Source organism: Alteribacter natronophilus, from assembly GCF_006007885.1.
Lineage (GTDB): Bacteria > Bacillota > Bacilli > Bacillales > Salisediminibacteriaceae > Alteribacter > Alteribacter natronophilus.
In genome coordinates, this window is record NZ_VCRO01000002.1 from 443333 (window position 1) to 465143 (window position 21811).

At 46.0% G+C, this 21811-nt stretch carries 11 protein-coding genes; 10 read left to right on the top strand and 1 reads right to left on the bottom strand.

The window, feature by feature from the left end; all coding sequences use genetic code 11:
- Positions 1-7 precede the first annotated feature (7 nt).
- The 3 genes from FGB90_RS09100 to FGB90_RS09110 all read left to right on the top strand — a co-directional run bounded on the left by FGB90_RS09100 (position 8) and on the right by FGB90_RS09110 (position 4925).
- Complete coding sequence (locus FGB90_RS09100) at positions 8-1603, top strand: ATP-grasp domain-containing protein (protein WP_138810506.1); 1596 nt, start codon at positions 8-10, stop codon at positions 1601-1603.
- A 21-nt stretch (positions 1604-1624) separates the two neighbouring features.
- Positions 1625-3226 carry an ATP-grasp domain-containing protein gene (locus FGB90_RS09105; protein ID WP_138810507.1) on the top strand — a complete coding sequence of 534 codons (1602 nt, stop codon included), beginning with the start codon at positions 1625-1627 and terminating at the stop codon, positions 3224-3226.
- Between the two features lie 94 nt (positions 3227-3320).
- Positions 3321-4925 carry an ATP-grasp domain-containing protein gene (locus FGB90_RS09110; protein WP_138810508.1) on the top strand — a complete coding sequence of 535 codons (1605 nt, stop codon included), beginning with the start codon at positions 3321-3323 and terminating at the stop codon, positions 4923-4925.
- Between the two features lie 49 nt (positions 4926-4974).
- Here FGB90_RS09110 and FGB90_RS09115 read toward each other — a convergent pair whose 3' ends face one another.
- Complete coding sequence (locus tag FGB90_RS09115) at positions 4975-6669, bottom strand: beta-L-arabinofuranosidase domain-containing protein (RefSeq protein WP_138810509.1); 1695 nt, start codon at positions 6667-6669, stop codon at positions 4975-4977.
- 236 nt (positions 6670-6905) lie between these two features.
- Between FGB90_RS09115 and FGB90_RS09120 the strand changes: the two genes are divergently transcribed.
- The 7 genes from FGB90_RS09120 to FGB90_RS09150 all read left to right on the top strand — a co-directional run bounded on the left by FGB90_RS09120 (position 6906) and on the right by FGB90_RS09150 (position 21794).
- Complete coding sequence (locus FGB90_RS09120) at positions 6906-11264, top strand: peptidoglycan-binding protein (protein WP_171051764.1); 4359 nt, start codon at positions 6906-6908, stop codon at positions 11262-11264.
- Between the two features lie 150 nt (positions 11265-11414).
- Entirely contained in the window at positions 11415-14837 is a 3423-nt protein-coding gene (locus tag FGB90_RS09125) for a peptidoglycan-binding protein (protein ID WP_138810511.1), read from the top strand.
- Positions 14838-15049: 212 nt separating this feature from the next.
- Entirely contained in the window at positions 15050-15943 is an 894-nt protein-coding gene (gene galU, locus FGB90_RS09130) for a UTP--glucose-1-phosphate uridylyltransferase GalU (RefSeq protein WP_138810512.1), read from the top strand.
- 9 nt (positions 15944-15952) lie between these two features.
- The gene (gene tuaD / locus FGB90_RS09135) at positions 15953-17281 is read left to right on the top strand and encodes a UDP-glucose 6-dehydrogenase TuaD (protein WP_138810513.1); all 1329 of its coding nucleotides are present in this window, start codon (positions 15953-15955) and stop codon (positions 17279-17281) included.
- Between the two features lie 104 nt (positions 17282-17385).
- On the top strand, positions 17386-18765 hold the full coding sequence (locus FGB90_RS09140) for a sugar transferase (protein ID WP_138810514.1): 1380 nt from the start codon (positions 17386-17388) through the stop codon (positions 18763-18765).
- Positions 18766-18816: 51 nt separating this feature from the next.
- On the top strand, positions 18817-19761 hold the full coding sequence (locus FGB90_RS09145; protein WP_138810515.1) for an NAD-dependent epimerase/dehydratase family protein: 945 nt from the start codon (positions 18817-18819) through the stop codon (positions 19759-19761).
- A 428-nt stretch (positions 19762-20189) separates the two neighbouring features.
- Complete coding sequence (locus tag FGB90_RS09150; RefSeq protein ID WP_138810516.1) at positions 20190-21794, top strand: bifunctional metallophosphatase/5'-nucleotidase; 1605 nt, start codon at positions 20190-20192, stop codon at positions 21792-21794.
- Positions 21795-21811 lie beyond the last annotated feature (17 nt).

The window sequence follows — 21811 nt, forward strand, 5'->3', positions numbered from 1 at the left end:
AAACGAGATGACGGTACAGTGGCTAAAACATCTAACAGAAGAAGTGGCTGCCGAAGCCTCCGGTCATTACCTTTGTCCCTACCTTGTGGCTCTTGAAGGCTGGAGACGCGGATTGACACTCAAGTGGTACAAAGAGGCTGCGGAACCGTTCAGGGAGATGAAGACCTGGTACACGCAAAAACCGGGCAAACTCTTCTCTCTTACTGGGAATGACGGAAAGACATATTACTTTTTCAGAACCCGGGGGAATACGATCACAAACCGTGCAGTGGAAATCTGCGCAGATAAGAATCTGACAAAAGCAGAGCTTATAAAAGGCGGGGTGAACACGCCTCCGGGGACAAGTGTTCGTGCCTCTCAACCAGAACAGGAGCTGATATCTTCGGCAGAGGATATCGGCTTTCCCCTTGTTATTAAACCGCTGGACGGCAGTTTTGGCAGAGGTGTTTTCCCAGGTATTGAAAACGGGCGGCAGTTAAAACAGGCTGTAAAGAAACTCCGCAGCAGTAATGTGGAAGATCTGATCCTCGAAAAGCACGTATCGGGGGACGAATACAGAGTATATGTGGTGGACAGCCGTACAGTGGGCGTACTGAAAAGGATTCCGGCCAATGTAACTGGTGACGGGCGCAGTACGATTCAAATGCTTGCTGAGGAAAAAAACAGAAAGCGGATGCAGAATCCGCGACTGAAAAGCTGTCCTATCGTAATCGGAGCGGACGAAAAAGCGTTTCTTAAAAAATCCGGGTTAAGTCCTGAGAGTGTGCCTGACAAAGGGAGTACTGTGTTTCTTACTGCCAAAAGCAATATATCATCAGGCGGTGACCCTGTTGACGTAACCGATGAGTTTCCGGATGCGGCGAAACAGGAGGCCGTGAAAGCCGTGAAGGCAATTCCCGGACTGCCTTATGCAGGAGTGGACCTCATACTGGATGAAGAGAGCGGTAAAGCAGAAGTAATCGAAATTAATCCGACCGCACAGATCGGCTCCCTCCTTTTCCCTTCTTCCGGAAAAGCCAGGGATATACCGGGGGCCATTGTGGATCACTATTTTCCGGAAACGGCAGGCAAGGGAAGATCGACGCTGTATTTCAGTTTTAAGGAAACGATGCGCCCACTTGAAAGCGGATCTGCTGTTTGGGCAGCAGTGAGCCCGGCTGCCCCTCAGCCATTAACGGGTGAATCAGTTATTATAAGCTGCCGTGATCACGATATTCAGCTTCAGTTCAGTCTCAGGGAGCTGGCCGAAAGTTATCAGCTTCATGGATCGCTTAAGAGCAAATCGGAGTCGGAGCTGGAAATGGTGATTGCCGGGCCCTCAGAGTCACAGCTGGAAAATTTTAAGGCAAAAGCCGTTAGTGAATATGATGTCGGCATAGGACCTGCCGCTCCAGCTTCAGGGATCCTTCGTCCGGGATTTGCCATAGAAGATGAACCCCGGAAAATGAAAGAGAATCTGAGGGAGCTGGAACTGACGATCACAGAGGTTGAAAAGAAACGGAGAAACGCCGAAAAGAAACTGCGAATGATGCGGAGAAGCACGTCGTGGAAAATCAGTCTGCCAATCCGTGCGTTTGCAAAATTGTTAAGGAAACTCAGGTAATGGGAGAAGGGAGGGAAAACAGTGGAAATTGATAAGAATCAGTGGCTGGACCATCTGAAAGAAGGGATCCCTGTTGAGGCGGTTAAAAATAAAATCAGCATGTATACGATTTCTCTTGAAGGCTGGCGTAGGGGGCTTTCCCTGTGTTTTTCTTCTGTAAAGGGATCTTCAGGTGAGCTCTCGGATATCAGATATTCCCTGAGCGACGGGCGGAACACTCACGTTTTTGAAGGCTCCAAAGGAGACCTGGTTACAGATGAAGCACGTGCCATCTGTGATGACAAGAAAAGGACGTATGAGTACCTTGAACATGCAGGGGTTCCCTATCCTAAAGGGAAGACCTTTGACGCCGGGCAAACGGATGGCGATATTCTTTCATTTGCTTCACAAATAGGCTACCCGGTGGTTCTTAAGCCTTTAAACGGAAGCGGGGGAAAAGGTGTAGTCGTTAATATCAAAACGGAAAAAGCACTTGAGGAAGCTCTCGCTTATGTGCGCGGTACGCTGGGGTTTGACGATGTCATTCTCGAACAGTTTGTAACAGGAGAGGAAATTCGTCTTTATGTACTCGAAGACCGGGTGCTGGCAGCTGTAAATCGCGTACCTGCCAACGTTACAGGAGACGGTGTCCATTCTGTTGAAAAACTTATTGAGATGAAAAATGAGGCGAGAAAGCAGGTTCCTCACCTGTACCACCGGCCAATTAAATACGATAAACACCTCTACAGTACCCTTCGTTCGAAGAAGGTTGCCTTCACGGATGTGCCTCCGAAAGGCGAAAAAGTGTATGTTAAAAGAGTGAGTAATGTTTCAGCCGGGGGCGATCCTGTTGACCTGACAGATGAATTTCCTGAAGAGCTTAAGGATATAGCGGTAAAGGCGTCCCAGGCCATTCCCGGGCTGGTGCACAGCGGTGTGGATATGATTGTCGATCATGACATGACCAGCGGTGTGGTCATTGAAGTAAATACCCGTCCAGGCATTGGTTCTCATCTGTTTCCCGTGCAGGGGAGGGCCAGAGATATTCCAAAAGCCCTGATTGACTTTTATTTTCCTGGTACTCTTCAGGATAAGTCACCCTTTACCTTCGACTTTTCCCTTGTGGAAGACTGTCTTAAAAATGGAGTTACCAATGAGATTGAACTGGCTCCCTGCCCTGCAGGACCTCTTGATCAGGAGCAGGTCCTCATATCGGATGCGGGTCTGAAGGTGGACCATCACCTGCTTGAAAAAATCAGGAACCTGGCAGTGGGAGCGGGTCTGCATGGCTATGTCAAAAGAGTCAGTGAGACGGAATTGGAAGTGTCTGCACTGCATGAGGAAAGAAAAATCCTGGATGATTTTATCCAGCAGGCAGTGAAGCTGGCAGGGGATTCATCGACGGCTGAAGTCAGGGATAATCCCGAAGAACAGGTCAAAAAAACAGGGTTTCATATTATCTATTCGGAATCGCGCACACTTACAGCCATGAAACATGACTATGAACTGCTTCAGAAAAAACTGGATCGGGAAAAAAGGCAGCTGGAGCGTGCGGAAAAGAGGATTTCAGAGATGCTGGGGAGCCAGGCATGGAAATGGACTGCCTTTGTGAGAACACTGGGAGATCGAGCTAAATCCAGGTAAAAAATTGTAAGGAAGAATTGTGTCGGAAAAAAGCAGCGGACTTTGTTATAATAAAGCAGAATTCATCTAAGGACGTGGAAGGAAGGATTAACAAATGGCAGCGACAACGTATAAATGGCTACCTCACCTTGAAGGAGCAGTACCGACTGCCGGACAGGGAAAACGGATCAGTACCTACACAGTTGCACTGGAAGGCTGGCGCAGAGGGATTGCCACCAAATTTTACAGCGAATTTGATGAGGAAAATAAACTGAAGGTACGCTACTGCCTGAGTTATGGTGGGAGAGAGCACCATTTTGAACTGTCAAAAGGGGATAAAGTAACCAAAGAAGCGTTTCATATCTGCGATGATAAAGATCTTACAAAGAAAGTACTTGCAAAAGCAGGTGTGCCGGTTCCCAGGGGAGAAAAATTCGGCGGAAACGTAAGCGATGAGGAAATCCTCCGCTATGCTGCTGAACTGGGCTTCCCTCTTGTTTTAAAACCGGTAAGTGCGAACGGCGGCAAAGGGGTATTTGCCAATGTCAGAGATATGCAGGTTCTAAAGGAAGCGCTCCCGTATGTCCGCAGCGAACTGGGTTATAAGGAAGTCATCATTGAAACTCACGTACCGGGGGATAAGGAATACAGAATTATTGTTCTTGAAGACCGGGTTCTGGGTGCCATGCACAGAATTCCTGCCAATGTTGTGGGAGACGGGGTTCATACCATTCGTGAACTGATTTATCAGAAGAACGATTTCCGTAAGAAAAATCCTCATCTGACGAGCCGTCTTATTAAAATTGACAAAGAAGTTCTCTACATGATCAAAGAAGCCGGTTATCAGCTGGACGAGGTACTTGAGCAGGACAAGCGTCTGTTCCTGAGGGTTCAGAGCAATCTCTCCAATGGAGGGGACTCTGTAGATGTCACCCACAAGCTGACACCTGAGATGAGACACATTGCCATTGAAGCAACGAAGGCAGTGCCGGGACTGGCTCACAGTGGTGTAGACCTTATTATTGATGAAGAGGAACGTTCAGGTGTTGTCATAGAAGTGAATTCAAGACCGGGTCTTGGCGGCCATCTGTTCCCCATGGAAGGGAAAGCACGTGACTTCGCCAAGGAATTCATTGATTTCTACTTTCCTGAAACAGTAGAGAATGATAGATCCAGCCTTTATTTTAATTTTGACAGTATTCTGGAGCCTATTAAAAGCCGTTCGGCAACTACGGTTGAATTACCTGTACCTCCGCTTGGAACATTGAAGGGCCGCAGGTTCGTTATTTCCGGAACGATCGAAATGAACGGTTTCAAGAAATTTGTCAAAAGGCAGGCGCTGCAGAACAACCTTCAGGGGTACGTAAAGGCAGGCGGCGGTGCTGAAGATGACGAGGCCGTTATCGTTGTTGTAGGAGAGAACTATGCGGATATCCAGAACTTTAAAGATGAATGCCTTGAAGAGCTGAAAGATTCACAGGGTATCAGTATCGAAGAGTCCGAATGGAAAAAACCCGTTAAGATGGGATTTGAGGCTCTTTCCAAAGGAAAAAGCAAGAGTAAGAAGGATCTGGAAAAAGAAGTTAATCAGCTTGTTCGTGATAAAGAGCGACTGGAAAAAGAACTCAACAAGATGAAGCAGAGTAACTCCTGGAAGATCACTTCACCTGTCAGATTAATTCTTGATGCCGTCAAAAAAATTGTAAGACTAAAAAGATAGATCAAAAAAATGGTGTCCCCAATGAGGAGGACACCATTTTTTAATGCATTTAACGTTCCATAAGAATGTTGTGATAGGCGATAAAACTTGAAATGTTGTGCTGGGTATAGTCATTTCTCAGTTCAAAATTGTTCAGGCCCTGGTGAACAGCGCCAAGACAGAGCTGCTGATTATCAAAGTACATGACCGATTCGGGTTTTAAGTGAAGCTGGAGCTGGAACCTGATCCCATGCTCAACCGCCTCTCTGTATTTGGCGGCATTTTCCGTATACCCGTGGTCGGCCGCAAGACGATAAGTTGCCGAGAGCCCCTCGCTTCGGCATGCCACAGGAGTAGAAGCATTTCCGGAGGAGGCGTATGCACCGATTTTGTCTTTGCTGTTAACATTATCGAAAAGCTGGGTTTTAATCATGGCATCTGCGATCAGAAAGGCATGATTCAGGTATTTTTGGTCCGGTCTTTCTCTGTAAAGATCATTCAGTGCATAAAGGAGCCAGTGGTCGTGCGTAATTGTGTCGATTGTTGCATCGTTGTCCCGAATATCAATCAGGTATTTTGCTTCATTTTCTGCCGCATCGAGCCATTCTTCATTTCGGTCTATCTGATAGAGACGGACAAGTGAAAGGATCGCTTCCCCTGGGTAGTAGCCTGAAACGAATCCTGTATCCTCACCGGTCTCATAATTCTGCTTATGAACGGAAAATTTCCCGGTTTCGTCCTGGGACTCTTTCATCCATCGAGCCATGCTCTGCATTAACGGCAGATACTGCTGATCATCGAAAACGTTTGTATATTTTGCAAGCGCCACAAGAGCCAGAGCGTTTCCACCCAGTTTGAAGTGTCCTTTTTCCAGGATCACTTTTGTCTGGTGGCCGTTAATTTCAAGGTCTTTTACTCTTTTAAAGAGGTATTTTAAACCATTGTCAATTTCCTGCTTCAGCTCCGGATCGGGCATCATTTCATAAGTCTCAATCATGGAATAAAGAGTCCCCGAATGACGCAGGATATTGTATTTGGATGGTGTTTCATTCTGCTCGGGATGATAGGTATAAATAAATCTGCCTTCGTTGTTGATGACGTTCTTATAATAATGATTCTTTGTCAGCTTAATAGTGTCATAAAGAAGATCTGCAGTCAGTTCTGCAGGTCCCTTTCGGCGGCCCCTGGTCAGGGAATGGACTTCACTGCCATCCGTAAAGTAGGATTTTGTGCGGATACGGCTGATTTTAAGGGATTTGGAGCTGAGAAGACTGGTCATAAGCTTTTGGCGATCCTGAAGGCCATGTTTCTCAAAGGCTTTCAGAATGTTTGAAGGAATGACTTTTTTATCCTTAACCATACTGTATGAGAGTACTTCCTCGGGCAGGAAAGCAGCCTCGTAGTCATTTTCAAGCATCAGACCGTCCGTCCTGCTTCGGAAAGAAAGTTCTGTTGACGACGGGTTAACATTTTTGCCGTCCTTTGTAACTTCCCGGATATCCTGGAGAATATCGAGCTTCACTGATTCGGCTCGGAAATGGGCCGGACGGAGCTCGTTAAATCTGCTCACCGCTTCCTGTACTGCAAGGTAGTGCGTAAGTCCTTTTCCTGCAGTGACATAAGCTCTTGATTTGCGGTCACTTACCGAAAGATAAACAATCACTTCGTCGCCCATTCTATAAGACTCTGTATTAAATTCATCTATATGTTCCAGTGATTTCTGCTGTCTGATGGATCTGTAAATGGCTTTCATCTGCTTCTTCATAAGGCACCTCCGTATAGATAGACTTTACCATATTATCTTAAAAAAATTATCTGTTTTCATAAAAAAACAAGGTTTAGCCTATTGAAATCTGTTACGGGTACCCAGATAATAGAAAAGGATATTTTATGTCCAAAAGTGTAAAAAAACCTCAAATTATATACATTAATCAACTATTACATCGAATTTTTTATTCATGCTGGTTTTTTTACAATTATGGGGAGAGGGAGAGGATAGGGTTGCTCAAAGCAAAGTTTAACAATTTCATAGTCTGCCTGCTGATCTTTACGCTGGTATTTACACCCGGCCTGCAGGTTGCGGCTGATGATCAGCCGCAGGACTCGGCATCATCGACCGAAGAAGGGGAAAAAAGAGAGATAGCCCCAATTGAAATTGACTATGCCGTCACCAATCAGGATAGAGAATCTGTTCTGTTAACATTCACAGGAGACTCCAATGACGAAGCTCAGACGCTTTTGGTTTATAACCGGGAAGCAGAAGAGTTTGAAGGGGTCATCACAGACGTTGAGGAAGACGGGGAAGTCGTTTTTGAATGGGACCTTCATGTTACGCCATTTCCTGATGAGGAAGAGTCCAGTGAAAGGGTTAAACTGGAAGATGGCAATTATGAAGTGATTCTGGCCGTTATGGCTGAAGAGAAAGAACTTAAGGTTACGCATCTGCAGAATTTCGTTCTACATAGTGAACGGCCGGTTGTGGTTCTGCCGGACGCTGAGGGTGAAAATAACTACGAGCTGCAGACAAACGAGTTTACAGGTGTCGTAGAGTCAGCTCTTCATTCTTTATTTTCCAATGAGGAAGGATCTCGTGCTGTTGAAGCGGAATTCGAGGTTCTGAACGGGGATGAGGTGCTTGAGTCAGGCACGCTGGATTTGAAAGAAAACGGAGAGTTTACAATCGATTCCGTTTTTCCTGAAGGGGAAAGCGTTCTTGTGATCCACGGCTCCGATCTTGCAGGTAACAAGTTCAGTGAAGAACTGAAACTGTTCAGAACTGATGAAGAGCAAGCTGCGGAACAACAAGCTTCGGAAGAAATTACAGACGAAGAAACTCCATCATCTGAGGCCGACAGTGAAAAGGAGCAGGAGACCAACGCGAAAGATGTAAGTGGAGACAAGGAATCTGAAGATAAGAAGTCTGAAGATAAGAAGTCTGAAGAAGAGAGCGGTGCTGAACTGTTTACGGCTCAGACTTCTTCCGACAGTGATCATGAAACAGCATTGACCGGAGAGAAAGTCCGTCGGCTGAAGCTTAACCTTACGGAGCTTGGCTTCGGAAATTTCCCGTCTGATCCGTCAGGAAATTACGGCCCCGTAACGGAGGGAGTTATCAAGGAATTTCAGGAACACTATGGACTTCCTGCAGACGGTGAAGCTGATGAAGCAATTCTGGCTCTAACAGACGAGATGGTTGAAACCGGGTTTTATGACGGTGCGGCAGGCGATCACATCGTCACACTTAAACAGCAGCTTACTGCCCTTGGATTTGGCAATTTTCCGTCATCTCCATCCAACCGGTACGGTCCGGTAACGATGGGAGTAGTAAGTGATTTTCAGGAAACTGAAGGGTTGCCTGTGACAGGTATTGCAGACACAGCTGTCCTTGATAGACTGAACAATCTATTGGACGGAGAGTACTACGATGGTGCTGAAGGAAATTACGTTGTCGTCCTAAAAGAGAATTTAACTAAGCTCGGGTTTGGTTCATTTCCGGAAAATCCCTCACAGCGATATGGCCCGGTAACTATGGGTGTTGTGGGAGATTTCCAGGAATTTTATGGACTTCCTGTCACTGGCCTTGCTGATGACTCTACTCTTGCTGAAATTGATGCCCTTTTGGCGCTCGGGTATTTTGACGGCGCCGCGGGAGATTACATCCAGGAGCTTAAAATACAGCTTACAAAACTGGAGTACGGCAACTTTCCGACATCTCCGTCAAATCGGTATGGTCCTGTAACAATGGGAGTTGTAGAGGAATTCCAGGCTGCTAACGGGCTTCCGGCAAACGGGATTGTTACAGAAGAAACGCTCACCAAAATCGAAGCCCTATTGTCACCTCCTTATGAATCAGGTGACCGTCATTACTACATTCAGCTGATGAAGCAGGATTTGACAGCCCTCGGTTTCGGTAACTTCCCGTCGACTCCTTCCTACGCATACGGTTCTGTAACCTCCGGTGTAGTTAAGGAATTTCAGAAAGCCTACGGACTTGATGCGACAGGGGTTGCAGATGAGGAGACACTCACAATGATCCAGGAGCTTCTCGATGCAGATGTGGCAGTAATTAAAGCAGAACTTCAAAAGCTGGGTTACGGTAACTTTGGAGAAAATCCATCAAATGCCTATGATCGCGCTTTAAGAGAAGCACTTGAAGAGTTCCAGACTTTTTATGGCCTGGAAGTTTCAGGTGCCCCGGATGAAGCAACAATTGCGGAAATTGAAAAGCATATCAGCTTTGGCTACTACGATGGCGCTGTCAGCAGTGACATTAGAGATCTGAAGCTTCAGCTTACAAAACTGGAATACGGAAACTTTCCTTCCGACCCTTCACGCAATTATGGTCCGGTAACGATGGGGGTTGTAGAAGAATTTCAGTCAGATCAGGGACTGCCTGCCAATGGTATAGTGACAGAGGCAACACTTGAAAAGATATACTCATTACTGGCGCCTCCATATCAGTCAGGAGACCGGCATGTATACATCCAGACGATGAAAATGGATCTGACTGAGCTTGGCTTCGGAAACTTTCCAAGCTCGCCATCCTACGCCTACGGCTCTGTTACTTCCGGAGTGGTGAAAGAATTCCAGGAAGCGTTTGGTCTGGATGTCACGGGCATTGCAGATGAAGAAACACTGAAAGTAATTTCTGACCTTCTTGATGGAGGAGAAGAAACAGCTGCTCTAAAATCAAACCTGACCAAACTGGGTTACAGCGGTTTTGGGGACAGCCCATCACATGTTTATGACCGCGCTCTAAGAGATACTGTTGCCGAATTCCAGGCGTTTTACGGACTCTCGGAAACTGGCACAGTAAATGAAGCGACACTTACAACGATTGATAACCTTATCAGTTTCGGGTATTACGATGGCGCTTCCAGCGATGAAATCAGAGAGCTGAAAATTCAGCTGACGAAGCTTGATTACGGTAATTTTCCTGACGATCCTTCCCGTAATTACGGACCAGTAACGATGGGAGTGGTGGAAGAGTTCCAGGCAGATCACAGGATTCCTGCTAACGGTCTTGTGACTGAGGAAACTCTTGAAAAGATTGAATCACTTCTGACTCCTCCGTTTAAACCCGGAGACCGGAATGTCTATATTCAGGAAATGAAGATGAACCTGTCGACACTCGGGTTTGGAAGCTTTCCGTCGAACCCTTCCTATGCATACGACTCTGATACAGCTGATGTCGTAAAAGAGTTTCAGGAAGTTTTCGGACTGGAGGCGACCGGCATCGCCGATCAGGAAACGCTCGAATTAATTGCTGACAGAGCTGAAAATATCACGCAGATTATTTATTCCAGCTATAACATTACGCTTGATGAAATGGTGAGACTGCAATCCCACCGGGGGCCGAGAACCGACCTTTATTCTGAGCGGGTAGCCTATGTTGTTACTGATTACATTGATGTAAACAGTGATGGAGACAAAGGTACAGTCACTGCATCGTCTTTGAATGTCAGGTTTGAACCCAATACCCGTGTTACACGGGTGGGCACGCTCAGTGAGGGTGCAGAGGTTAGAATTCTGGGTACTCATCAGGATACTGCTCCCGGAATAAATCGTGAGTGGTATGCCATTGAATTTAATCACGGGCAGCACTGGCAATTTGCCCAGGTACCGGATTTGGAAAGGTATATCGATCCGGATCGCTTTTCCCGCGATCCTGATGAACGGGACATGTTCCAGTTTCTTGTTCTCTCTGAAGCATCCGGGGTTTCTGCAGAGTATCTTGATGAACAGCTTGCAGGAAGAGGCATTCTGGATGGACAGGGCAAAGCGTTTCAGGAAGCAGGAAGAACAAAACAGGTAAATGAATTCTATCTGCTCTCACACGCGATTCTTGAAACAGGACACGGGACGTCTGCTCTGTCCAACGGATCCATAGAAGTTGGGCAGATTTCAGAGAATAAATGGCTTTCGGTTCAGCCTGTCCGGGATGGATCCGGACACAGGTATATTATTGCTGAAAGAAACGGCAGCACGTGGTATGAAGAAGAGGTCGACAGCTACGACACATCCGGCCTGGATATGAAAGCTGTCTACAACATGTTCGGCATCCGTGCAGTCGACGCCAGTCCATATACCCGCGGTTCGATCCATGCATATAACGAAGGCTGGACAACACCGGAGAAAGCGATTATCGGCGGGGCACAATTTATTGCCAATGATTATGTCCATCATGAAACCTATCAGCAGGACACGCTTTACAAAATGCGATGGAATCCAGGTCTGCCTGGCTTTCATCAGTATGCAACGGATATTGGCTGGGCAATAAAACAGACAAGCATCATGTTCAACCACTATCAGAAACTGGATTATCTGACGAGAACGTTTGATATTCCCGATTACAAGTGAAAAAACAAGGATGCCTCTTAAAGAGGCCTCCTTGTTTTTATATAAATATGATAAATGGAAAAAAATGCAGGCCTGGTCCAGGCGGCATATTGCCGTCAGTCCTGCAGAAGTTCATTTGTCAAAAAAAAAGAGAAATGGGAGATGTGAGATTTGAGAAAGTGGTATCAAAAGTGGTTGACAGTCGGACTCGTGTTCTTGCTGCTCCTCTCCACTGCACTTCCTTCTGCGGCCTCAGCAGCCGGTGAGTCAGAAAAATCTGAAGAGGACATCACAGAAGGTCCACAGCTTAAGGTTGAAGCACCTTATTCTGATTTGGATGAAGAAGGCATGCTGGTAAGTGTGACAATGGAGCAAACGGACCTCAAGCATCATATTTATCTGCTGGAGGCATCCACCGGTAAGAAAGTGGGACTTATTCGGTCTCTCGCTGGTGAAGAGGAAGTCACAGAATTCACATGGGATTATACTTATGAATCTGCTGATGAAGAACAGCGTGAGAAAGTGGAAACCGGGGAGTATGTACTCTCTCTGGAAACCTACGTGGATAGTGAAAGAAAACAGCTTGTTCAGGAAGACCTGACAATCCTTCGTGATTTCATTACCTTCACAGGAATGAATTCTGAAGAAGATGTTCTCAGCACATCTGATAACGTTGTAGAAGGAAACCTTCTGTACCATTTCAATGATGTACTGGAGAATGGAACTGTTACGTTCACTGTAGAGAATGAGGGTAATATTTATGATGAGGGAACTCTGGATGTTGAGGAAGACTGGACGTTCAAACTCTCTGACAAGCTTCAGGAGGGAGAGAATTTACTCACTTTTGAAGTTGAAGATGAAAACCTTTCTCTTACATCTAATGTAGGAGTCCTCTACGAGAAAGAATCAGAAGAAGAGGCAGTTAAAGAAGAAACAAACGAAGAAACTGCTGATGAAAAAGCAGATAATGTAAAAGAAACAGCAGAAGATAAAGAAGCTCCTCAAGAAACAACTGAAGAAACAACTGAAGAAACAACTGAAGAAACAACCGAGGAAACAACTGAAGAAACAACTGAAGAAACAACTGAAGAAGTAACTGAAGAAACAAAAGAAGAAACAAAAGAAGAAACAAAAGAAGAAACACAAGAAGAAACAAAAGAAGAAACAAAAGAAGAAACAAAAGAAGAAGCAACTGAAGAAACACAAGAAGAAGCTGAGGAAGATAAAGATCTGAAAGCCAAAGAAGACGGAAAGGACTCAGAAGAATCAGAGTCATCTGTACAGACTTTCGGTACGTTCAGCATGAATGCTTCATCAAACGAGTTGAACATCCCGTACGTTGATGGTGATCAGGGTCCTGAAATTGTTGAACTGAAAAAAGATTTAACAGCATTGGGATTCGGTAACTTCCCGACAGAACCATCTGAAAACTACGGACCAGTAACGATGGGAGTCGTTGAAGATTTTCAAGCCGCCAATGGACTGGAGAAAACAGGGGTCACCGGTGAAGTAACCATTGCTAAGCTGGACAGCCTCCTGAAACCTTTGCCTTATCATGATGGGGATCAGGGTCCGCATGTAAAGGAACTGAAACTCGAGCTTACTGAACTCGGATTTGGAAACTTCCCATCAGACCCATCGGAAAACTATGGACCAGTAACGATGGGTGTGGTAGAAGATTTTCAAGCTGCCAATGGCATCGAGGAAACAGGTATTGCCTGTGAAGAAACATTGTCTGCAATTGACATGCAGCTTTCTCCACTCCCTTATCATGATGGTGATCAGGGTCCGCATGTAAAGGAGCTGAAACTCGAGCTTACTGAACTCGGATTTGGAAACTTCCCGTCAGACCCATCTGAAAACTATGGGCCAGTAACGATGGGTGTGGTAGAAGATTTTCAAGCTGCCAATGGTATTGCGGAAACAGGCATTGCCTGTGAAGAAACTTTATCTACACTGGACATGCAGCTCAATTCTGTACCGCCATATCATGACGGTGATCAGGGTCCGCATGTCACTGAATTGAAAGTGAATTTATCGACTCTGGGTTTTGGAACTTTCCCATCATCACCGTCCGAAAATTATGGACCGGTAACAATGGGTGTAGTAGAAGACTTTCAGACTTATTATGGACTGACTGCCACAGGAATTGCTGACGAGAATACTCTTGCCATGATTGAAAGTGAGCTAGGGAGAACGTTCCAGGATGGTGATGAAGGCCCGGGAATCGTGATTCTGAAGACTAACCTCACATCTCTTGGTTTTGGAAACTTCCCTTCCAGCCCTTCCGACCGTTATGGTTCTGTTACATCAGGTGTCGTAAGTGATTATCAGGAAGCAAACGGCCTTAAAGTGAATGGGGCTGCAAACGGAGTTACGCTGGATCTGATTGAAGAGCAGCTTTCCGGCCAATACCAAAATGGAGACCAGGGTCCCCATGTTGTTGAATTAAAAAATAATATGACAGCACTCGGTTTTGGGAATTTCCCATCTTCTCCATCCGAAAACTATGGACCAGTTACTATGGGAGTTGTAGAGGATCTTCAGTCATACTACAGTCTTCCTGTCTCAGGGATTGCTGATGAACAGACTCTTGAAACAATCCATAGTACGCTTAACTCACCATACTCTGACGGGCAGCGCGGAGATCACGTTAGGGAACTGAAGCTGGATCTTAGTGAGTTAGGGTACGGAAACTTCCCGACGTCACCTTCCGACGCCTATGGCTCTGTTACATCAGGTGTTGTAATGGACTTCCAGGAGTCTAACGATCTGATCGTAAATGGTATTGGAGACAGTATTACGCTGGAAAAAATTCAGCTCCTGCTTGCTCAGCAGGGGGAGGCTGATAAAAAAATCGGTTATACTACAGCCTCCTCTCTGAATGTGAGATCAGGCCCGGGAACAGGCTATAGTACGGTCGGTTCATTACCGAACGGGTCCCAGGTAACAATTGTTAATGAAACGAGTAACAACTGGTACGAAATAGAATTTGGAACTTCCACAGCATTCGTTTCCGGAATGTATGTAAATATTGTCTCCGGTTCAGGTGATCTTGCCGGTAAAGTGGTCGTTCTTGACCCGGGCCATGGCGGCAGTGACCCAGGAGCTATAGCAGGAGGCATGGTTGAAAGTGAACTTGCCCTTGATATATCCATGAGAGCTCGTAATTTACTTGAAGCTGAAGGCGCTACCGTCATCATGACGAGAACCACTGACGTTTACTTGACACTGTCACAGCGTTCGGCAATTGCCAATGATTCGAATGCCGATATATTTATCAGTGTTCACGCAAATGCATTCGACGGAAATGCTAATGGAACAGAAACATTCTATAACACCAGATATGAAGGACAAAACAGTCTGAACCTTGCTACCTACCTGCAGAATAACGTTGTCAGTCAAATGGAAACTCGTTATCGCAGAGTAGCACAGGCGAACTTCACCGTTATTACCCAGACAAGAATTCCGAGTACCCTGCTTGAAGTCGCATTTATGGATCACGAAGGTGATGCAGCGAAACTGAGAGACAATGCTTACCGAAATCGGGCAGCAAAAGGAATCCTTGATGGAGTAAAAGACTATTTTCAGTAAGGAAATGACTCGTACCCGAAATGGGTGCGGGTTTTTTCTTGTTTGCGTAGAGAGGGAAAGTCCTCGTTGACCCTGCTTTTATTTCATACAAATGTAACGTTTTTAAATTATGCGCGACAAAATTAGTAGTTAAGCTGGCCTCAAACGGGTACAGGTACTATAATTTATATATTGTAAAATTGAGTCTAAGTTCATAAAGGATGTGGAAACACATGCAGGTAAAAAAAGCCATCATTCCGGCAGCCGGTCTCGGAACGAGATTTCTTCCGGCTACTAAGGCCCAGCCGAAGGAAATGCTGCCAATTGTAGATAAGCCAACGATTCAATATATTATCGAAGAAGCGATCGCTTCCGGGATCGAGGACATTATTGTCGTAACCGGGCGCGGGAAAAGAGCGATTGAGGATCATTTTGATAAATCATTTGAACTGGAAGAAACGCTCGAAAAGAAAAACAAACAGCAGCAGCTTAATCAGATGCGTGAGATTTCCAGTATGACAAATATCCATTATATTCGTCAGAAAGAGCCGAAAGGGCTTGGGCATGCCATCTGGTGTGCGAGAAAATTCATCGGAAACGAGCCTTTCGCCGTTCTTCTCGGTGATGATATTGTACAGTCTGAAACGCCTTGTCTGGAGCAGCTGATTGATGTCTACGACAGATATCATTCTTCTGTAGTAGGGGTGCAGGAAGTACCTGATTCGGACGTTTCCAAATACGGCATTGTGGCTCCGAAGGGACAGGAAATTCAGCAGAATGTTATTCACGCTGAATCCCTTGTGGAAAAACCGGCCCTTGAAGATGCACCTTCAAATTATGCTATAATGGGACGGTATGTGCTTCGTCCTGAAATCTTTGATGTGCTTGAAAACCTTCCGCCGGGTTCAGGCGGAGAAATCCAGCTCACAGACGCTATTAAAGAGCTGAATCAGCAGCAGGCGGTTCTGGCATATAACTTTGACGGTGTGCGTTATGATGTTGGAGATAAATTCGGTTTTATTAAAGCGACCGTCGATTTTGCCCTTCAACGGGAAGATCTTTCAGAGGATGTGGCTGATTATCTCAAACAGGTATACGAAGAAAGATTAACTCCATTGAAAGGTTAGGAGATTTATATGAGAAAAATAGCAGTCATGGGCACAGGTTATGTAGGACTTGTATCCGGTACGTGTTTTGCGGACACAGGAAACCAGGTTGTGTGCTGTGATATTGACCAGAATAAAATAGATTCTCTTAACAATGGGATCATCCCGATTTACGAGCCGGGTCTTGAGGAAGTCGTCAAACGTAATACCGGTGAAGGACGCCTTACTTTTACTACAGATATTCCCTCTGCTGTGAAAGATGCCGAAATTATTTATATCGGAGTCGGCACGCCAATGGCGGAAAATGGCGAGGCGGACCTGACTTTTGTCAGGAATGTGGCCCGTACGATAGGAGAAAACCTTAACGGATATAAAATCGTCGTGAATAAAAGCACGGTGCCTGTTGGTACCGGGCGGATGGTCCAGGAAATTATTGCTGACGCAAGCGGAGGTAAAGCCGGTTTTGACGTAGTTTCAAACCCAGAGTTCCTCCGGGAAGGGTCGGCACTATACGATACGAAGAACATGGAACGGGCCGTAGTGGGAGCAACCAGTACTCATGCCGAGGATATTATTGCCGCACTGCATGAGCCTTTTACGAAGAATATCGTCCGGACAAATCTTGAAACAGCCGAAATGATTAAATATGCTTCCAACGTATTTCTGGCGACGAAGATTTCCTATATCAATGATATAGCGAATATCTGTGAGCGCGTGGGGGCTGATGTTACAAAAGTGGCTGAAGGAATGGGGTACGACAAGAGAATCGGCCCGCAGTTTCTGCAGGCAGGTATCGGTTATGGCGGTTCGTGCTTCCCGAAGGATTCGCGGGCGCTCGTTCATATCGCTGAACAGGCCGGCTATGATTTTAAACTGGCCAAAGCTGTTATTGAAACAAATGAAAACCAGAAACGAAAAGTTGTATCCAAACTTCAGTCGATTTTCCCTGATCTTAAAGGAAGAAAGATTGCGGTTCTCGGTCTTGCTTTTAAGCCGAATACGAACGATATGAGAGATGCACCTTCGCTTGAGATTGTTCCGGAGCTGTTCAGGCTTGGAGCTGCAGTAGAGGCATTTGACCCGGTGGCTGTACCGGAAGCGCGCAGGCATTTCGGGGAAATGATCAACTATTCGACAGATCTCTATGAAACTGTGAAAAATGCAGATGCATGTCTGATTCTTACGGACTGGAAAGATATTAAGGAAATGAACCTCAATGCGGTAAGAGACAGCCTGAAGATGCCTGTACTGATCGATGGAAGGAACTGTTTTACACTGGGAGAAGCGGAAGAAGCAGGTCTCATCTATCATTCCATCGGAAGACCGGATGTTGACCGTTATGCAGACGTACCGAAGTAATCCGCTATAAGGTTTAAGGGCGGATGAATCCGTGTATTTAGTCTATATAAAGCAGACTGTGCCAAAGGGCTGCTGCCCGATTTGAAAGAGGAGATGTAAACACCATGCCTAACAGCAGTTCACTTACAACGCATAAATCATTTTTAATACTGACGGATCTGCTCTGTATCCTGCTGGCATACATCAGTGCGTTTTACATCCGCTACAGCGGTTTTCCGGCGGAAAACTGGAACTCGTTTATTGCCCTGCTTCCGTGGATCCTCCTCATCGGGCTGTTTTTTGTGAGTATTTATGAGCTCTATGCGCTGGATCGGAAAAATACGCTCTGGGACATCGCCGTTAAGATCGTCATAGCGGTTATCTTCATGGCGTTTCTGACAATGTCCGCTTCCTATCTGTTCCGGGAATTTGCCATGCCGAGATCCATTATTCTTATTGCAAGTATTTTTTCCATTATTCTAATGACCTCTTCAAAATTACTTTATCTGAAACTTACAAGAGGGAATGTAGTGGGCAATGTACTTTTCATTGGTGACGGAGAGGATTCGGATAAGATTCTGGCCAAAGTCAGACAGCCGATGCTGAAAGGGACAAGGGTTACGAGACTGTCCTCCCAGGCCCCGGCGTCCAAAATAGCGGCTTATATGCGGCACACAGATTACGTTCTTCTCTGTGCTGATATATCAAAAGAAACGAAGTCGGAGATTATCTATCACGCGATGAACCAGAATAAGCTGGTTTATGTAGTACCTACCCTGTACGAGCTCCTCATGCAGCGGGCTTCCGTTTCGCCCCTTGATGATACACTGGTTATGTCCGTAAAACCTTTTGGGCTTACCTGGGACCAGACGGTGGTTAAAAGAGCCTGTGACCTGGCTGCTTCAGCCTTTCTCATTGTGCTTCTGTCACCGGTCCTGCTCATTACAGCCCTTATTGTGAAAGCGGAAGATCCAAAAGGCAGTATCATCTACAAGCAGGAAAGATTCGGAAAAGATAACAAGCCGTTTATTATCTATAAATTCCGCTCTATGATCGAGGGGGCAGAAAATAAAACAGGCCCTATGCTTGCTGTTGAAAATGATGACCGGATTACCAAGGTGGGCCGTTTCATGAGATCGACACGCCTGGACGAACTGCCGCAGCTTTTTAATGTGTTTAAAGGGGATATGTCCCTTGTGGGTCCGAGACCGGAGCGGGGATTCTTCATTAAACAGCTCTCAAAGCAGTATTACCATTACGGTTACCGCAACAAAGTAAAACCGGGGATTACCGGGTATGCCCAGATCATGGGTAAATACAGTACAGACGTGGAGGATAAGCTCCGGTTCGATCTGTATTACATTAGAAATTATACCTTCTGGCTTGATATCGTCATCCTGATGAAGACGTTTATCGTCCTGTTCGACAAGTCCAAAGCGGAAGGGACAGAACAGAAAAAAGATCAGCAGAAGGTTGAAAACCGGGTCAGCCAGGCTTCTAAATAAGGCTGGCCTTTCTTTTTTATTCAGGCTTCTTAATAAGAGGTGGCGCAAACGATGAAAAAAGCAGTTATAACTGGAGGAGCCGGGTTTATCGGCTCACATACAGCTGATATCCTCAGTGCGTGCGGAATTGAAACGGTTATCGTGGATAATATGTCTACAGGAGATCGTGCCAATTTGACAGATGGATCCTTTGAAGTTCTTTATGAAGCTGATGTAACCGACAGGGAAGCTCTTAAGGATGTATTCAGGAACCACCCTGATATTGACGGTATTGTGCATTTGGCCGCACAGAGTAAAGTAGGACCATCTCTGGTGGATCCCGGGTACGATGCTGAAATCAATATTCAGGGAACCATTAACCTCCTTGAACTGGGAAGGGAATATGGCGTTGAACGCTTCGTTTTTGCTTCATCTGCCGCTGTTTACGGTGATACGGAAATAGTTCCGGTTACCGAGACAGCGCCAGCGGCTCCGTTATCCCCCTATGGTGTTTCAAAACTGTCGGGGGAAGAGTACGTTAAGGCCTATGGAAGGCTCTATAACATGGATACAGCAGTCCTCCGCTTTGCCAACGTTTACGGACCGAGGCAGAAAGCGGCAGCTGAGTCGGGCGTTATTACCATCTTTATGAATGATATCCTTCACGGCAGGCGTCCGGTCATTTTCGGAGACGGAAAACAGACGCGTGATTTTGTCTACGTGAAGGATGTAGCACGGGCCGTACAGGCTGTTCTTACGAAGGAAGTGAAGAGCAGCCCGGCAGTGTTTAACGTGGGAACCGGAAAGGAGATCACGGTGGAAAACATGCTCCGGCATCTCTGTGACATTCAGGAAACGGAGTATGCGCCTGACTTTCAGGAAAGCAGACCAGGAGACATCAGACGCAGCTGCCTGGATCCATCATCACTTGCTTCTGCTTTCTCGTGGCGTCCTGAGACTGCCTTCAGGGAAGGGCTGATTGAAACGATCCGGGATTACATCAGAACTCTGAAGTGATGTTACATTCCATGGAAACTCATAAGTAAATCTATTAAGGCTGGGACATAAGTATAGTGTTTAGATTAGAATCCGAACAAAAGCTGATAAGCGGATGAAATATTCGCCGACTCCTGCGGGAGGAAAAGCGCAGGTGAGACCCCGCAGTGCGAAGCACGCGGATGCTCAGCCGCTTCCCGCGGAAAGCGGCGAATATTTCAGGAGCGATTTACCTGCACCGCATATTAGTTGTTCGGATTTTCGTCTGTAAAAATACTTCTGTCCTAGCCACTTTTTGTGCTTTCTTTATTTAAAATTGACGGAAAATATATTATTTTGTAACAATGTGTAAAGTAAAACTTTACATTCTTCCGTTATAGTAGATAGTAGATTCCTTTCTATAAGGTGTCATGCCCTGAAGGGGGCAAAAACTAATCAGGAGGTATTAGATGTTACACAAAAGTCACAGGAAAGTTATGTCCATGATGCTGGTTCTGGGTCTGCTTTTTTCCCCGTTTATGATTCCGGCAGGGAGCGGGTCTGCAGAAGAAGGAAACTTTGAGCTGAATGTACTTCATACGAACGACATCCATTCCTCAATCGATGATCTGGCAAAAACGGCAGCATATATTGATAGTGTTAGAGATGATTCGGAGTACTCGCTTTATCTAGATGCAGGAGATATTTTCAGCGGGAACCCGGTTGTTGATCTTCAGGAGGGTGAGCCCCTTATCAATATTCTGAATGAAATGAGCGTGGATGCCATGGTCATCGGCAACCATGAGTTCGATTACGGTCAGGAAGCTTTTGCAAGGAATGAAGACCTCGCTAACTTCCCGTGGCTGAGTGCCAATACAGAAGTTATCGACGAGGATATTCCAATTGAACAGCCGGATCCTTATATTATTAAGGATATGGGCGAATTTACAGTAGGAATTCTTGCTCTGACTCAGGCTCCCCCGGCAACAGCGCCTGCAGGAATCGTGGGACTGGAGTTCCATCCTTATGAAGAAACTGTGGAGCAGTATGAATACTTAAAAGATGAAGTGGATGTACTTATTGGGTTAAATCACATTGGCTTTGGCGCCGACCGGCAGGTAGCCGAGAGCTTCCCGGGTCTTTTTGATGTGATTGTCGGCGGTCATACACATACTGTCCTGCAGGAACCTAATACAGAAACCGGTACACCGATCGTACAGGCCGGTGCGAACAATAACTACGTTGGAAACCTGTCCATTGAAATTGATAGAGAGACGCAAGAAGTAGTCGGAGTTGAGGGTTTCCTTCAGGAAGTGGAAGAACTGACCGAAGCTAACAGCGAAATTCAAAAAATGATCGATGACTACAACGCTGAAATGGATGAAATTCTGGCAGAAGTCATTGGATATACAAACACTGGTCTCGACAGAGATACGAGATACGAGGAAGATGCGCCACTGGGTAATTTCTGGACAGATGCCATGCGTGAATATGTTCAGGCGGATATTGCCCTGACAAACAACGGAGGAATTCGTGCCAGCATAGAGCCGGGAGAGATCACAGCCGGAGATATATATACGATTGAACCATTTGCAAACGAAATTATGGAGATTGAAATGACCGGGCATGCGATTAAAGATGTTATCGAGTATTCCTATAACAGAAGAGATCAGCTCGACCTGCAGACTTCGGGTATGCATTATACCATTCTGACTGATGAGGAAGGAAAGCTTGTAGATGTCGACATGTACCTCGGGGGAGAACCGATGAATCTTGATGATAAGTATGTACTGGCTATTCCTGACTTCCTTGGCACTGGTGGAAGCGGATATAACTTTGAAGGAAACGTCATCCGTCCTGGCGCAGGGTTCATGACCAACGCCATGATCGATTTTGCCGAGACATTTACTTCACAGGGTGAAGATATTGATTACACCAGTGAAGGGCGGATCACGGTGGAACTTTATGAAGAAGAGGAAGATGACGAGTCCAAGCGGCCTCCTCATGCCGGCAAGCCTGGTAAGCCTCCTCATGCAGGAACTCCGGGACCGCCTGAACATGCGGGACGTCCTTAATTCGGAAGACACTTTCA

Bases quoted from the DNA above. Each gene is read 5' to 3' on its own strand.
- FGB90_RS09140 (WP_138810514.1), top strand. From the start codon at position 17,386: ATGCCTAACAGCAGTTCACTTACAACGCATAAATCATTTTTAATACTG.
- FGB90_RS09115 (WP_138810509.1), bottom strand. From the start codon at position 6,669: ATGAAGAAGCAGATGAAAGCCATTTACAGATCCATCAGACAGCAGAAA.
- FGB90_RS09100 (WP_138810506.1), top strand. From the start codon at position 8: ATGACGGTACAGTGGCTAAAACATCTAACAGAAGAAGTGGCTGCCGAA.
- galU (WP_138810512.1), top strand. From the start codon at position 15,050: ATGCAGGTAAAAAAAGCCATCATTCCGGCAGCCGGTCTCGGAACGAGA.
- FGB90_RS09110 (WP_138810508.1), top strand. From the start codon at position 3,321: ATGGCAGCGACAACGTATAAATGGCTACCTCACCTTGAAGGAGCAGTA.
- FGB90_RS09145 (WP_138810515.1), top strand. From the start codon at position 18,817: ATGAAAAAAGCAGTTATAACTGGAGGAGCCGGGTTTATCGGCTCACAT.
- tuaD (WP_138810513.1), top strand. From the start codon at position 15,953: ATGAGAAAAATAGCAGTCATGGGCACAGGTTATGTAGGACTTGTATCC.
- FGB90_RS09150 (WP_138810516.1), top strand. From the start codon at position 20,190: ATGTTACACAAAAGTCACAGGAAAGTTATGTCCATGATGCTGGTTCTG.